The organism is Marinobacter sp. V032 (assembly GCF_052645435.1).
Genome location: NZ_JBQXYE010000004.1, coordinates 223,409 through 237,863, shown reverse-complemented (window position 1 = coordinate 237,863; position 14,455 = coordinate 223,409). Strand labels below are relative to the sequence as shown.

General features: G+C 49.2%; 13 protein-coding genes. 3 read left to right on the top strand and 10 right to left on the bottom strand.

From position 1 onward, the window contains the following. Positions 1-10: 10 nt before the first annotated feature. Positions 11-220: a helix-turn-helix domain-containing protein gene (locus ACUN9X_RS16920; RefSeq protein ID WP_445473833.1), complete on the top strand. Its 210-nt coding sequence runs from the start codon at positions 11-13 to the stop codon at positions 218-220. Positions 221-284: 64 nt separating this feature from the next. Here the strand turns inward: ACUN9X_RS16920 and ACUN9X_RS16915 are convergent, their stop codons facing one another. The 6 genes from ACUN9X_RS16915 to ACUN9X_RS16890 all read right to left on the bottom strand — a co-directional run bounded on the left by ACUN9X_RS16915 (position 285) and on the right by ACUN9X_RS16890 (position 8,921). Next, positions 285-1,466, bottom strand: coding sequence for an NAD(P)/FAD-dependent oxidoreductase (locus ACUN9X_RS16915; protein WP_445473832.1), 1,182 nt, complete (start codon positions 1,464-1,466; stop codon positions 285-287). 75 nt (positions 1,467-1,541) lie between these two features. Further along, positions 1,542-2,843 (bottom strand): hypothetical protein, encoded by a 1,302-nt coding sequence (locus ACUN9X_RS16910; RefSeq protein WP_445473831.1) that lies wholly within the window; start codon positions 2,841-2,843, stop codon positions 1,542-1,544. Between the two features lie 181 nt (positions 2,844-3,024). After that, a complete protein-coding gene (locus ACUN9X_RS16905) occupies positions 3,025-3,507 on the bottom strand; it encodes a hypothetical protein (RefSeq protein WP_445473830.1) in 483 nt (160 codons plus the stop codon). An 8-nt stretch (positions 3,508-3,515) separates the two neighbouring features. Next, entirely contained in the window at positions 3,516-5,633 is a 2,118-nt protein-coding gene (locus ACUN9X_RS16900; protein WP_445473829.1) for a hypothetical protein, read from the bottom strand. Further along, positions 5,630-7,687, bottom strand: coding sequence for a hypothetical protein (locus tag ACUN9X_RS16895; RefSeq protein ID WP_445473828.1), 2,058 nt, complete (start codon positions 7,685-7,687; stop codon positions 5,630-5,632). The genes ACUN9X_RS16900 and ACUN9X_RS16895 overlap by 4 nt, the downstream gene beginning before the upstream one ends. Positions 7,688-7,895: 208 nt before the next feature. Continuing rightward, positions 7,896-8,921, bottom strand: coding sequence for an NAD(P)/FAD-dependent oxidoreductase (locus ACUN9X_RS16890; protein ID WP_445473827.1), 1,026 nt, complete (start codon positions 8,919-8,921; stop codon positions 7,896-7,898). Positions 8,922-9,050: 129 nt separating this feature from the next. Between ACUN9X_RS16890 and ACUN9X_RS16885 the strand changes: the two genes are divergently transcribed. Then, on the top strand, positions 9,051-10,019 hold the full coding sequence (locus ACUN9X_RS16885) for a pirin family protein (RefSeq protein ID WP_445473826.1): 969 nt from the start codon (positions 9,051-9,053) through the stop codon (positions 10,017-10,019). Between the two features lie 46 nt (positions 10,020-10,065). Here the strand turns inward: ACUN9X_RS16885 and ACUN9X_RS16880 are convergent, their stop codons facing one another. Next, positions 10,066-11,121 carry an NAD(P)-dependent alcohol dehydrogenase gene (locus tag ACUN9X_RS16880; protein WP_445473825.1) on the bottom strand — a complete coding sequence of 352 codons (1,056 nt, stop codon included), beginning with the start codon at positions 11,119-11,121 and terminating at the stop codon, positions 10,066-10,068. 228 nt (positions 11,122-11,349) lie between these two features. Here ACUN9X_RS16880 and ACUN9X_RS16875 point away from each other — a divergent pair, with 228 nt between their 5' ends. After that, the gene (locus ACUN9X_RS16875; RefSeq protein WP_260034679.1) at positions 11,350-12,243 is read left to right on the top strand and encodes an AraC family transcriptional regulator; all 894 of its coding nucleotides are present in this window, start codon (positions 11,350-11,352) and stop codon (positions 12,241-12,243) included. Positions 12,244-12,245: 2 nt separating this feature from the next. Here ACUN9X_RS16875 and ACUN9X_RS16870 read toward each other — a convergent pair whose 3' ends face one another. The 3 genes from ACUN9X_RS16870 to ACUN9X_RS16860 form a co-directional block, all read right to left on the bottom strand. Continuing rightward, entirely contained in the window at positions 12,246-13,100 is an 855-nt protein-coding gene (locus ACUN9X_RS16870) for a hypothetical protein (RefSeq protein ID WP_445473824.1), read from the bottom strand. Between the two features lie 99 nt (positions 13,101-13,199). Beyond that, positions 13,200-14,015 (bottom strand): PhzF family phenazine biosynthesis protein, encoded by an 816-nt coding sequence (locus ACUN9X_RS16865; RefSeq protein WP_445473823.1) that lies wholly within the window; start codon positions 14,013-14,015, stop codon positions 13,200-13,202. Beyond that, entirely contained in the window at positions 14,012-14,362 is a 351-nt protein-coding gene (locus ACUN9X_RS16860) for a hypothetical protein (protein ID WP_445473822.1), read from the bottom strand. The genes ACUN9X_RS16865 and ACUN9X_RS16860 overlap by 4 nt, the downstream gene beginning before the upstream one ends. Between the last annotated feature and the right edge of the window lie 93 nt (positions 14,363-14,455).

The window sequence follows — 14,455 nt, the reverse complement described above, 5'->3', positions numbered from 1 at the left end:
AGGGCAAGAAATGGGCTCACCGATTTGTGAGGCGTTTGGCCGGAATTTGCGTGCGATTCGAAAATCGAAAGGGTTTTCTCAGGAACGACTCGCTCATGAAACGGGAATTGATCGAAGTTATGTGGGGAAGATTGAGAGAGGAGAAGTGAATATCACTATCGAAAAAATCTACCTGCTAGCAGATCATCTACAGTGCTCACCTAAGGATCTGCTCACTTAGCCGTTGACTCCAGGTCGTCTGTTCTTCCGCTCTGTTCGATTGAATGTCAAATGCCAAAAACCATTCAGGCATGTTGTCCAGCGGCTACTCCAGAAGCCCAAGCCCATTGGAAATTATGACCGCCCAGATGACCAGTCACATCCAGCACTTCGCCAATGAAAAAAAGCCCTGGCTGATTGTTTGCTGACATCGTTTTTGATGACAGGTCACGAGTGTCCACTCCGCCCAAGGTAACTTCGGCTGTTTTGTATCCTTCCGTTCCTGCGGGTCGCACTTCCCAATGACTTAGGACGTCAGCTATCGCCTCTAAGTCTTCATTGCGGCAATACTGGAATGGTTTGTTCCACTGTTGGAGTTCGCAGAAAGCTTTTGCAAACCTTTTCGGCAAGAAATCTTCGAGAAAATGGCGGATATGGCTCTGTGGTTTTGTTTTGCGATGTTCGTGCAGCCTATCACGAACTGATACGCTCGGAAGAAGGTTGATCCGTATTGTATCTCCGGGATGCCAGAAGCTCGATATCTGCAGCATGGCGGGGCCGCTTAGACCACGGTGAGTGACCAGCATCGGTTCGCGGAAATTTTCGTTGTTACAGTGCACGTCCACAGGGCAGCTCACGCCGGAGAGTGGCGCCAGTTGCTCCTTTAGTTCTGGATACAGGGTAAAGGGTACAAGTCCTGCGCGGGTTGGAAGCACGGAAAGCCCAAACTGCCGTGCAACATCGTATCCGAAGCCCGTGGCGCCCATGGTGGGGATAGACAGCCCACCGCAGGCGATGACCAGCGATTCGCAGGTAAGGGTGCCGCTGCTGGTTTGTAGCTGATAGCCGTGATCGACACCGCTGATTTTATTCACGCTTGTTTTAAGTCGCACTTCTGCGCCAGCCCACTCGCACTCAGTGAGTAGCAGATTGAGGATCTCCTTGCTGCTGCCTTTACAGAAAAGCTGGCCTGCCGCTTTTTCCTCATGCTCAATGCGGTGGCGGTCTACCAATTCTAAAAAGTCTTGGGGCGTGTAACGCTTGAGCGCCGAAATGCAGAAATGGGGATTGTCAGACAGGAAATTCGCCGGGGTGCTGTTTAGGTTGGTAAAATTGCATCGACCGCCCCCGGACATGAGGATTTTCTTACCAGGTTTATTGGCATGATCAAGTACCAATACGCTTCTGCCGCGATATCCCGCTGTTGAAGCACACATTAGCCCGGCGGCACCTGCTCCTATAATGATTACATCATAAGTGCTGGACATAGCATCTCCTGAGGAAAATCCCGCTAGTGTAGGGTAGTCGGTGTAATGAGCCAATGGTTCGTTAGGGCTCGTAGCCTAAGTTCGGAAGTTCGCGACAAGATCTTCGATCTGATTGAGCTTGGCATTTAACTTCTCGATGGTTACGTTGCTAATCTGCTTTCCAGAAACATTCTGGACATCGCCTTTCAACTCGTTGGTTAGGTAGAAGATGCTCTTCAATCTGTCCTGAAGCTCTTTCACCTCATAGGAGTGTGCGAAGGCATCAAGCTCTTCCCAAGCCAAATCGATGTAATGCCACAATGAGTCAACACTTTTGTGGCCTGTAAAACTCGCGACTTTTTTGAGTATTGTTCGGTAATCACTGTCGGTAATGATGTGGCGGGTCTTTAATGGATTCTTATCCATGAAGCTAATAAAGTGGAGCTTTACCATATTGGTGATAAAACGATGTCTAAACATCTTCTGACAGTTCTTTTGCTTGATGCCAGCTCTTACCGTAAGCCTCCGAAATTCCTGATACGCGGCATCTGGAAGTACTTCTTTACCACTTTCAGAATTAAGATAGATTACATTGTCCACATCCTTCTCTGATTGGATAATTCCTGAAGTTAGAAGGCGTTCAATTAATTTTCTTCTGTAAGAATTAATGAATATTTCAATCTTCATCGCTAGGCTGCGTGGGATCGGAATCGTTCTCATATTATTTTTGGAGTCGATCCGGCCTTTGAGTGTGGGGAGAATCAGTTGCGATTTTCTCAGGCTAGCCGCATTGTTAGAACAGGGTATAGTGATTAATTCTTGAGGTCGGAGCCCCGTTGCTTCAAGCAACACCAGTTGCAACTCACGCCGTCTATGCATGTATTCAAGATGGTCCGCCTGCTGCTTTTTAGAGAAAAGACCTCGCAGTTTTCTACTCACATTCGTATCGCTTCGTGAAGCCTCAAGGGTATCCCACAATTTTCTGATGTTTATTGTTGAAATAGGGGTTGCGTTCGTCGTTGTCGCTCTTGGTATGTTCATCGGGAAAACGTTGTGAATGATCTGCCGACCAGTTCTATGCGCATAAACCTCTTGCTTTAGCTTTATCTGATACCTTTTATCAGCATCATCCACTCCCGCAATCAGTCGCTCAGTGGCAATGTTTTGCTGAACCCAAACCAGAAAATTAATGGCGGTTGCCACAATGGCTTTAACCGTGTTGTTGTTCCTGACGCGCTCGTTGTAGATATCAGTTTCTTGACAGAGTTCATAGATCAACTCATCGATATGGCTGTGTTTCAAATCAGCGAAATCCACCTTTCTCGCATAGCAAAATCGAACTAGGTGGGAAAGATTTCGCGCGTAATTCCCAAGTGTCCCACCATCCTTTTGGTTCACCGTCACAGTCCTGCTTCTATCGCATAAATACATTTCTGCGATTAAGCAAGGCGAGCCATTAGGCCAAACAAATGAGTAATAGCAATACCGTACACGATCATTCGAAATGATCTCACCGGTTTCACTATCGAATCTGTCTATTGTCGGAAGTCGAACATTCTTGATAAGGCGATAAAGTTGACTAGTCATTGTCGGCAACGAGCGTCAAAGAAAAATACTCCCGATACAGTTCGTTGTGCCTGTCCAAATCGTATTGGTATTCAGGGCTATTTTTGACTGCATCGAGACAGATCCTATTCAAGTCGGTGTATGCTCGGATGAGGATCGCTCGAAATCTTTCGGCTTCGTCGAGTTTTTCTTTATAAAATAGAGCCTTACGTTTAGTTTTATTCGAATTTTTGTTTCTCGAATTTTTGCTTTTCTTTTTGATTGCGACCCTTATTTTATCGAGTTGTTCGAAACCTCCGTCGAGTGCGGTATCTGAATACTTCTTGAACGTATTAAGAGTCATTGCATGGATGCCTACTGATTTTCGCTCAACAGAAGCAATCGCAGCCTGGCTCCCGCACTTAGATGTTATCCAAGAATATGCGTCAGGATTTTTCAATGCTTCAATCATTGAATGATAGAGCACTTTAATGGATTCTTTTCTTATATCAGACATCTCACCGCCTACGAAATCTTGATAGCAATGTCGACCTTTAATCCTTCATCGACATTCTCAATACCAAAAACAGTCACTTCGAAATGACCCGACTCAATTTGAATTTCAAGCCATTGTTTAAGTTCGTCTTCTTTAATCTCGGAAATAGAGTTAACCTTGAACTGATTGCAGACTTCGTCATAAACATCTTCGATGTTGCTGATGTCAGAGAGATTATTGCCGTCCTTGAAAAGCCTCAATTGCTGATACGCATATTCAGATTCAACCTCAACCATTTCCTGGCCTTCAAAGTTATCCTGAATATACTCGAAAATGTGATCTGGATTGGTGTGACCTGCCATCCACCGAGCGCTATCTAAGGAAGAAAATTTAAATGTCCAAAAAAAGTTCAAAAGAAACGATTTTCGTAATTCATGTGTATTGACGTACCATCGTCTTCCGTATTCATCGAGTGGGACTTCGATATGGTCACAGAAATAGGAAAGCCTTGACCTTATGAATTCATGATCGGCAATCGAAGCAGATGCCCAATCAAATCCGTAATTGATTCCATACAGCAGGTATTGTTCTTCTTTTTTTGAAGGGACATGTTTTCGCGCGTGTTTGTTCATTTCTTGAAGTAGTACGATGGCCCTAGCTGCAACACGCGGAATTGGTTTCGCATCTTCTGGAAGGATTCCGCGTATACCCGACTTTTCAATATCCTGTATGAGCCAAAAGCCATCGTTATCCTTGAAATATAAACAATCGTATTTTAATGAGGACAGTTCGTTTACTCTGATCGGTTTCATTGAAGCTATTATAATGAAACAAGCACCCTGCAAAATATCAATGAGATAAGTTAATGGAGGTTTTGATCTGAATGATTTTACATCACGAACGTTATAATCAAACGAACCGATCTCTATTATCTTACGATGTCGTTGAAGTACGTTTTCAACAACAATTTCTCGTTTCTTGTAGAGCTGAGTAAATGGTTTTTCAATGACTAATAAACCCTCGTTGTGCAAAGTGTCGAAAGCGTCTACCATGGCACTGATAATCGCCTCCCCTTTGTTAAGCACCCAATCAACCGAGGAGTTGATTATCTGCAGACAAACGGGCAGCGGAATCCAAGGTGTGTGTTTAATCTGCAATTGGTTGTTCTGTATGTATGTGTGGATCTCTTCAAACCTAAACTGCTCTGAATCGGGCAATTCACGGTGGAACAACTTCTTTGTAGATAGAAAAATTTTAAAGTAACCCAAGAACTGCTTTATGTTTTCCTTGTTAGCTATAACTTCAGAAATAAGCGGGGTCGTATGTCCAGGAAACTCATACTCAAGCGTCACAGGCACAAGAACGTCTTGGCTTTTCCTTAGTAGATCTGGCTCAAATTGTCTCAAAAACGCACTGAATTTATCGCTATGCGTAATTTGTTGTGGGAGCTCGAATGCCTCGACGAATTGCATGCGATCGATGACGGAATCACCGAATTTTGTTTTTCGGTAAAATCCTTTTGACTTAAAGACTCTGATTGCTTCGGTAATATCAGAGGATGTTAAATGGTAAATATCGTCGCTGATTAAAGCTGTACCGGACATCTCAAAAAAACGAGCTTTAAAAATCTCTGCAACGTCGAACAACTCCATGATTCCGCCGTGAATTTTCTCTCTTACGTAGCGAAAAAGTCGTTCTTGAGTGAGCTTTCTAAGAAACTCTGATCGTGGGCATAGATTAATATCTTTACGAAAGCACCATTGAGCAAAAGATAGAAGGTTATTAACTAGACCTGGTAGTGAGCTCACGGAGATGTTTGGAGCGATAGAGGTTGATTCTACTATCACGAAAATTGCTTTCTGGAGGAAGTCAAGAAAATCACGATTTTGAGGTGAATCGAGAAATGTTCCATCCGGAAGCCGTCTGTTCCAATTTATGGTTCGCACGTACTTATAGCTACCGTCGGCCCTTTTGACAGTTTTTACTGTTTTAATGATCCATTTACTTTCATGAATTCCAGATAGCAGCCAATCCGCGATAAAATCACCGGAATAGATGGTGATTCCAGAGTCATAGCCAGCGAGGTACTTTTGAATGCTTACTACGTCCGCTTGGCTCCAGTTTAACTGGACGCTGAGTTTTCTCATGAAATACTTGCTCGTCGCATGATAAGTCGATCCCACTCCAATTTTTCGGTCATCAATAATGCTTTGTCTTTTGCAGAAAAATTGGTTTCTCTGACGGAGTTTTCATTATGTTGAGAGAGTGTAGTGTTTAAGTGCTTTGCTAATGTAATGAAAGCGATAGGTGCCAAACCAGTTTTAGAATCCTTCTGTGCGAGAGCAGATGCGCTTATATTTTTGTTCTCGGCAATAATTTTATAAGCATACAAAAATGACAGAGACTTCTCTGAAATATTTACAATCAGATCGCCTTGAGGTCTTTGTGTTGCGTCGATTTTATCGTTAAGATAGCTAATAAGAGGATTGTTACCTTTGGAGTCAAGGGCAAGCATTTCGAGAATAAAGCTATGTAATTCATTCAAATTGCTAAAATCTACCGCATCGAGTAGATAATCCTCATTTGCACATGCGGAAACAAGCATCAGGTTCTGAAACCGTCTCACCTGCCTTGTGTTATATGCTGCTATGAGAGGTTTTGGAAGATAGTGCTCAAGCGCTACTCTTGTTCCGTTGCCTAATTTTCGAGAAACGGCTCTGATTGATCCAGTTCGAAAATACTCTAGAACGCCTTCTGAAGCTCGTAGTTTCGAGTGGGTAAGCTGATTTCGGTAAATCCCCGCATCAGCAAGGGACGGAAACAAAGTTCCGATGAAGAGTGAGCCGTCCTCTCTCCCGGTCAAATAGGCTGTTACTCTCGAATTTTGCGCACAGGTAAAAATCTTATCCTTTGAATTCATGGCGAGGATCACGAATAGGTACTTAGATAAATTGGTGGGGAGATTCGCGAGGTTGGCCGTGCGCATTTCTAAAAGCGTTGAGATAATCTCCAGACTTAAATCTGACAACCCTTCTTTCTTGAGAGCTTTGGCGCGACTCTTTTCAATCGTAAAGGAAATGGAGGTTTCCCCAATTTCGAGACGTGATTTGCCATCTTTGTCCTCAACCTTGCAGTTAAGCAAGGACAAAAAAGTAAACTTGGGATTCTCCATCATTAAAAGTGCGACGATAAAGGAAACATCCATGTTTCCCAGAAGCCCTAACATCCAATTCAGTTTTCCTGTATAGCCGGTTTTATCTTTTTCAATATGGCTCGGTGGGAATTGACTAATCCATAATGATTTGTTTTCCCACATAACGGCTCTGCTTGCCAGTCCGCAGTCTTCAATTTTGGATGAAAGCTTAACGAATCCTTTATATTTTTTGCTCAATGATAGATAGGCGGCAAAAGATTTCCTGTCATGTCCAGATGAAAATTGCCGTCTAATAGGGGGGATGCCATTTCCGCGAGGATATATGTCATAGAGATCTTTTGCTTTGACCCGTCGCTCAAGGATAGCTGGATCAATTTCGCTTAATAATTTCTGGCCAGTTTGAAAAAATGCTTTTAGGGTCTTCCAATAATCTGTTAACGCTCGATGCAATCTATTTCTTTTTCGTTCAAGATCGTAATAAAGCTCGTCTAAATATACAGAGTCAGTCCTACTCAAACTCACCGGGCAAATTAGTTTATCAAGTTGGTCTTTATTATTAACTTTGTATGCCGATTTTTCGCCAATTATGCTTACATTGAAGCTGGATTTTCTTTGGACTTGATTGACCTGCTTCATTGAGGGAATGAGAACTGAAATGGGTATCTGGTCTCGGTCTTGCAGGTACACCAAAAATGGGAGAAGATTTTTATTCCAAATAGCCACCCGTGTAGTAATGCTTGATTTAATTTCAGGCGTGATCAATGTCGTCAGGTATAGATTTTTGATTAGCGTCGACCAATCGTCGGCTTGCCTCGGAAAAGCTTTCATCTCAGAGTCAGTAATAGTAGGTCGCAACACGCTATTTAAGCGACTCCACCAGCTCTTTATTGTGATTGGTTTCTTCCCCGTGCAGTAATTAACTGCATGCTGTGCGAAAGTTTCCCAGCCTTTGACATGAGACAGATAGTGGATATTGATGTAGCTATAAGCCCCAGCTTCGGATTGTATTCTTAACTGATGCTCGCCATTTTTTAGGGTGACTTTCACTATATCTCTACTTCCGTTAACTGTCGTTCTCGTTTAAATCAATGGCGCCCGCATTTCAAGAACAGCATCTGCATGATCCGGCCTTAGCTCAGGTGAGATCTCTACCAAAAATTTGTCAAAAAATGTCTCTCAAAAATTGTAGCTGTCAGATCATGTAGGTCATTGCAGTGTAGGCGAAAAATGGGCGGGTTGGGCTTTTTTTGACAATTTAATGCGTTCGGAAAAGTGAAGTGCGGTAGCCTTCGGTGCCGGCCGGTTTGAGTGTCCAGCGGTTCAGGGCCGTGGCGGTCTGTTCGATATCAGTGTTTTTTAAGGCCTGTAGTGGGCCTTGCCACTGGTTCATGTCATTGAGGGCCTGGGCGAAGCGGCGGGGAAAGTGCTTGTTCAGGTACTGCAGCATCGTGGACTGGGGCTTTGTCTGTCGCAATGCGGTCAACGCGGCCTGGGCGTCTTGCCCGGGTAACAGATCAATCGTCAGTGCATCGCCGGGTTGCCAGAAGCTGGATATCTGCAGCATGGACGGGCCACTCAAGCCGCGATGGGTGATCAGCATCGGCTCGCGGAAGTGTTCGCCATTGCAGTGCACGTCTACGTCGCAGCTCACGCCGGATAAAGGCGCCAGTTGGTCTTTCAGTTCCGGATGCAGGGTAAAGGGGACCAGTCCGGCCCTTGTAGGTAACACATTAAGCCCGAACTGGCGGGCTATTTCGTAGCCAAGACCCGTCGCGCCCATGGTGGGAATCGACAAACCGCCGCACGCCACGACCAGTGCTTCACTGTTCAGAATGCCCCCGTTGGTTTTGACCTGAAAGCCGACGCTGGTCTCGCTTACGCCGGTGATCTCGGTTTTTAGCTGAATGGTGGCTCCCGACCATTCGCATTCTGTCAGCAGCATGTTGAGTATGTCCTTACTGCTGTCTTTGCAGAACAGTTGGCCGGCGGCTTTCTCTTCGTGCTCTATACCGTGACGTTCCACCAGATCGAGAAAATGCTGGGGGGTATAGCGTTTCAGCGCTGAAATACAGAAATGGGGATTGGACGACAGGAAGTTTGCAGGCGTACTGTTGAGGTTAGTGAAGTTGCAGCGACCGCCGCCTGACATCAGTATTTTCTTGCCCGGCTTGTTCGCATGATCTATTACCAGCACCTTGCGCCCACGGTATGCCGCGGTGGCTGCGCACATCAGTCCGGCGGCACCAGCGCCGATGATAATGACGTCGTAATCGTTGGCCATGAAGTTCCCGGGCAGATTGGGTTGCAGGTTGAATGTGGCCGGCAGTATACGTTTTCAGGCTGCTGACGTCTTTGTTCGGAAACGCTGTCTATAATTCAGGCAGATACCTCTACTGAGCGAGTGCCCGATATGACGAACACCGAGTACGATCCGGAATTATCGCCGTCCCGTGATGCCCCGGCAATTGATGGCAAGCAGGTTATTCACAGGCTCGTCGCCCGCATGGCGGATGTCGGGGGCATCCCTGTGGCCCGGTCTCTGCCATCCCGGCAACGCCGGACGATTGGTGCCTGGTGTTTTCTTGATCATGCCGGCCCGGCTGTTTTCAAAGGCGATTCACGGGGGCTTCATGTGGGGCCACATCCGCATATCGGCTTGCAGACATTTACCTGGATGCTGGAGGGTGAAGTGCTGCACCGGGACAGTCTCGGCAGCGAGCAGGTGATTCGTCCGGGCCAGGTCAATCTCATGACGGCAGGTTCTGGCATCAGTCACACTGAGGAATCCGTTGCAGGCGAAACCAGGCTTCACGCTGCGCAGCTGTGGATTGCCTTACCCTACAACGATCGCAAAACCGCACCTCGGTTTGATCATTACCCCTATTTGCCTCAGTGGGAGGAGCAGGGCGCAAAGATGACCCTGCTGGTGGGGCGCTTTCGAGACCATAATGCCCAGACCTTGGCGTTCTCGCCCCTGGTTGGGGTGGATCTGCAACTTGAAGCCGGTGGCAAAGTAACGCTTCCGCTTCGGGATGACTATGAATATGGCGTGCTACCTCTGGAGGGAGAGATTCGGTTCGATGACGAGGTGTTTGGCGTCGACGAGCTGGCGTACCTGGGGGCTGGCCGTGGGGAAGTGGCGTTTACTGCGCACCCCGGCTCACGGGCGTTACTGGTGGGCGGGGAGCCGCTTCGCGAAGATATTCTGATCTGGTGGAATTTTGTTGGCCACAACAAGAGTGAAATCGCCGAGGCTCAGGCGGATTGGGAATCCGGCGATGCCAGATTCGGGCGGATAACCGGGTTTGATGGTCCCAGTCTGGTTGCACCCCCGCTGCCCTGGAGCGTGTTGATGGGGGACGAACCGAAAACAGACTAGTCGCGCCCGTCACCGGGCACGACTCGTGTCACCAATCAGCAATTGATCAGGCGTTTTTAAGCGACGCCATATCAATCACAAAGCGGTATTTGACGTCACCTTTCTTCATGCGCTCGTATGCGTCGTTGATGTTCTGGATGTCCAGCATCTCGATATCGCAGGTAATGTCGTGCTCGGCGCAGAAATCCAGCACTTCCTGGGTTTCCGGCATACCGCCAATCAGTGAACCTGCCAGTACCCGACGTTTGCCGACCAAAGCACCAGCCTCTACCGGCGGCTCGATGGGCTGCAGCAAGCCGACCAGAATATGGGTGCCATCAAACTTCAAGGCATTCAGGTACGGGTTCAGGTCGTGAGGCACCGGTACGGTGTCGAGCATGAAATCGAAGCTTTGGGCGGCATCTTCCATCTGCTTTTCATCAGTGGAGATGATGACGTGATCCGCGCCTTGCTTCTTCGCTTCGCTGACCTTGCTTTCAGAACGGGTGAAGATGGTGACTTCCGCACCCAGCGCTTTGGCGAATTTAACGCCCATGTGGCCAAGACCACCCATACCGATAATGCCCACCTTGTCACCGGCTTTAACACCATAATGCCGCAGTGGTGAGTAGGTGGTGATACCTGCGCAGAGAATGGGGGCAGCCGCAGCGGGGTCCAGCTTTTCGGGTACTTTCACCACAAACCGTTCGCTGACCACCACCTTGTCTGAATAGCCGCCGAACGTCATGGAGTGGTCGTGACGATCTTCGCCGTTGTAGGTGCCGGTCATGCCTTCAAGGCAATACTGCTCCAGTCCTGATTCACATGCAGAGCAGGTGCGGCACGAGTCCACCATGCAGCCTACACCGACAACATCGCCGACCTTGTGGCGGGTGACGTCACTGCCAACGGCGGTGACACGACCGATTATTTCGTGACCGGGTACTACCGGAAATACCGAATTGCCCCAGTCGTTCTGGGTAAAGTGAATATCGGTGTGGCAGACACCGCAATAATCGATCTCGATTGAGACATCATCGGGACGGGGTTCGCGGCGATCGAAACTGAAGGGTGCCAGCTTCGATGTTTCCGACTGTGCTGCATAAGCTTTGGTGTTGCTCATAGCGTGTTGTCCTCATGATCTGGAGCGTTTGGGTTCTGACCCATGAATACCTCACCATTGTGCGATTTGCTGGTGCTTGCGGCTATCATCATTCCTGCAGCATTTTTGCCTGTTTCTCCGAAAAGGCAGAGCGGCCGGTCACTTTGGTCATCCGGAGTGGCATAATAATTCGTAAGAAAAGTTTAACCTTGAAGCCCTGTTTGCAAGGGCAAGCGAAGGGAGTGCGATATGGCGCATGCAATGCCGGCAATGACCGAACTAATCGAACCGCTGGTAAAATGTGACGGATTCTCCGACACGGCTTTACCGTTGGTGCGACTTGTTGCGTCAAAACATCGTATTGACCGGTCGCCTATCCTGTATGAACCGAGTCTGATGATCATCGCTCAGGGGCGAAAGATCGGTTATCTGGGGGACCGTGAAATTCACTACAACCCCGGTCACTACCTGGTTCAAACCCTGCCGTTGCCATTTGAGTGCGAGACGTTCGCCACCGACGACGAGCCTTTGTATGGGTTGTCTGTCCGGATTGACCCCGCTGTGTTGGGGGAGTTGGTGCTGGAGACCGGGGTTGATCATCAACTGGTTGCGCGGGAAACACCGCAGCCGATGGCATCGGTCGCCATGACACAAGGCATGCATGAAGCGGTTATCCGCTTGCTTCGGGCGCTGCATGATCCGCTGGACGCTCAAGTCATGGGAAATGCCCGTATTCGAGAAGTGGTATTTGAAGCCTTGAAGGGCGAGCAGGGGCCGGCGTTGCGGGCGCTGATTCTGAATCAGGGGCATTATGCGCGCATTGTGCAGGTGCTCACTCAGATGCACAGCAATCTGACCGGTGACATCTCGGTTGAGGCGCTGGCAAAACAGGTCAACATGAGCGTCTCGACGTTCCATCATCATTTCAGGCAGGTGACCCGCTCGTCGCCCTTGCAGTATCTGAAACGGTTGCGGTTGATCAAGGCCCGGTTGCTGTTAAGTCATGACGAGTTGAATGTGAACCAGACTGCCCACGCAGTGGGATACCAGAGCGTGCCGCAGTTCAGCCGCGACTATAAACGGTACTTTGGAGCCAGTCCGGTGAAAGACCGGAACCACGAATCCGTTCAGGTCGGGAGCTGACGCTAATCACCTGTCCTGTCTTTGGGGTCGAGACTGAAGTACCAGCTTTTGCCTGCGTAATGTTCAGGATCATCAATGTACAGCTCCTCTAAATGATAGTGCTTCATCAGAGCCTTCCACTGAGGAGATGACGCCAATGTTTCGGCCAAGGTGTCGATCAGTGGACTCAAGGTGGGTGAACTGGCCGGCCCCATAATGCTGCGGGTGAATCGGCTGTGAGGTGTGGCTGCGATGAATACGTTATCTTGAAGCTGGAGTTGGGTCCGGTAATAGCGCGCAGCCAGCATCGGTAGGATAGTGAAATCGACGTGGGGGCGATAAGCAACCATGAGCAGCAGACTGTCCCATCCCGGCGCATCCTCCTTGCTGATCATGCCGGACTCGATCATCTCGTCGATACCCTGATAGCTGTGTTCACGCAACCCCAGCATCTGCATCGAGTGCAGCGATAGCGGCCCGGAATAATCAAAATCCGGATCACGGGTTACCAATACATTGGCATCTTCAAAGATGGGGGCACTCCAGGCATAGGTGGTCATGTCCCTGTCTTTGAACCACGCCGGGTTGGCCCACAGCACCAGCCACTCCGGTTGCCGCCGCAACTCCCTGTTCAGCCGGGCGCGTGGGTGGATCGCCAGTGTGAAATCAATGCCGGGAATTTTCAGCTCGTTGAGAATGTCGACAATGTCGAAGCTCAGCCCCTGACGGGTTTTCTCATCGACGACAAAAGGTGGAAAGTTGTGATAGGTGAGCACCTGAACTGTTCGGGCATTTACCGCAGTACTGAGGATGGTCAGTAACACGGCCAGCAGGCAGCAGCCCCATAGACGGCGAAGGACGCGGGAGCCGGACGGCACTCTTTCATTCCGGCAGGGCAGGTGCGCCGTGTAAATTTCAAGTTGCATCACATAGGTTTAGCACAGCCTGATGGCTGCGCCAAACCCTGCGGCTGCCTTTTAACCGTCCGCCAGATGCAGAGTGCCTTCCATATAGAATGCTGCCTGCCCGGCGATATGCACCCGATCACCGTGCAGCTCACATTTAAGGGTGCCGCCTCTTGCCGATAACTGTCTGGCCTGCAGCTTCGACTTGCCCAGCCGTTCTCCCCAGTAGGGCGCCAGCACACTGTGAATCGAGCCTGTTACCGGGTCTTCGTCGATACCATCTCCCGGGGCAAAGTAGCGACTGACGAAATCACAGGTATCGCCTGGCGCGGTCACAATCAGGCCGCCGGGCCTGAGCGTCTTCAGCGGAGCCAGTTCGGGGGTGAGATTGCGAACAGCGGCTTCATTATCCAGCACAATCATGTAGTTGCTGTCGTTGTCGATGCGAAACGCCGACGCCGGTGCACCTTTGATGCCCTGTTGAACCGCCTCGGGGGTCGGCGTGGGTTTAAAAGGCAGGTTCGGGAAGTCCAGCTCCAGCCAGCCATCGTCAAGACGCCGCACACCGAGCGGGCCGCTTTTGGACTTGAGGCGGATGACCGGCTCTTGCCAGTCCAGCCGGTTAAACAGGACCCATGCTGACGCCAGAGTGGCATGCCCGCATAGCGGAACTTCAATTCCCGGCGTAAACCAGCGGATGTGGAAGTCGCAGTCGCTTCCTGCTGGCTCCCGTACGAAGAACGCGGTTTCCGAGAGGTTATTTTCCTGCGCGATCTGCTGCATCAGCTCGTCAGGCAGCCACTGCTCCAGCGGCACAATCGCGGCGGGGTTGCCGGAAAACGGTTTGTCGGCAAATGCATCAACCTGGTAAATCGGCAAGCGGATCATGTGGGTTCCTTTACGTTGCAGTGATTGTCCTTCAAGACTGAAGGTTTTGCTTGATGTTGACTCCGCTGCCACTGGCGGTGGCCCGTATACCGGGCGAGTTCCTGTTCGCCATACAGGTGAAGCAGGCTGCTACTGCCAGGCGGTGTCAGCACCCAGTGATCAGGCGCAACAGCATTGACTCGGAACCCCCAGTTTAGCAACTGATTCAGGTGCATCTGGCGTGTTGCCGGTGCAGGGGTATCATCAATGCCGCAGCGGTTGTAAAGGTCGAACAGGTCGTTTCTGGCCCTGGTGCTGGCCAATGCCTTGGGGTACTTCAAAGCGTGTCTGTGGGGTGTCGGTCGCATGGGGAATCTCCTTCTCCGTTAAGCGTTTGACTATTGTTCTCCGAAGCCCGCATCCGTCACAGAATCAGTCGGCTGGAAATTGAACCGGTACAG